General features: G+C 59.2%; 1 protein-coding gene. It reads left to right on the top strand.

Translation table 11 applies throughout. The features are described from left to right. Positions 1-233 precede the first annotated feature (233 nt). Positions 234-573 (top strand): radical SAM protein (locus EN991_RS38965; RefSeq protein WP_127370672.1); only part of this gene is annotated, 340 nt, incomplete at its 3' end.

The following is a 573-nucleotide window of genomic DNA, read 5'->3' as shown; positions in this document are numbered from 1 at the left end:
CCTTGGCAACCCTCAGTTCTTTCGGTTCTGTCATGCTCTTCGATCCCGTGTCATCCGCCCTTCCCTACGCCGCTTCGCCAAACGGGAAAAGGTCTGATGAGCCCGACCGACATGCGATGTCGGCTGAGAGATGTTACCAAAGATCGAGAGGCGCTATCTTGAACAGCAGGCCGGATCGTATCACATAGCGGTATATAACGAAGCCGTTCACGGCCACGGGAAGCGCTTGAAGCATGGACATGATTGATCCTTTCGGTCGCACGATCAGCTATCTCCGCGTGTCGGTTACCGACCGCTGCGATTTCCGCTGCACCTATTGCATGGCCGAGGACATGGCCTTCCTGCCGAAGAAGGACCTGCTGTCGCTGGAAGAGCTCGACCGGCTGTGCACGGTTTTCATCGAAAAGGGCGTCAGGCGATTGCGGCTGACCGGCGGTGAGCCGCTGGTGCGCAAGAACATCATGCATCTGGTGCGCCCGCTGTCGCGGCATCTCGAAAGCGGCGCGCTGGAAGAACTGACGCTGACCACCAACGGCTCGCAGCTGTCGCGCTTTGCCGCCGAACTCGCCGATT

It is taken from the genome of Mesorhizobium sp. M7A.F.Ca.US.005.03.2.1 (assembly GCF_003997795.1).
GTDB classification, from domain to species: Bacteria; Pseudomonadota; Alphaproteobacteria; order Rhizobiales; family Rhizobiaceae; genus Mesorhizobium; species Mesorhizobium ciceri.
The sequence above is the reverse complement of the archived record's forward strand: the minus strand, read 5'-3'. Positions and strand labels throughout refer to the sequence as shown.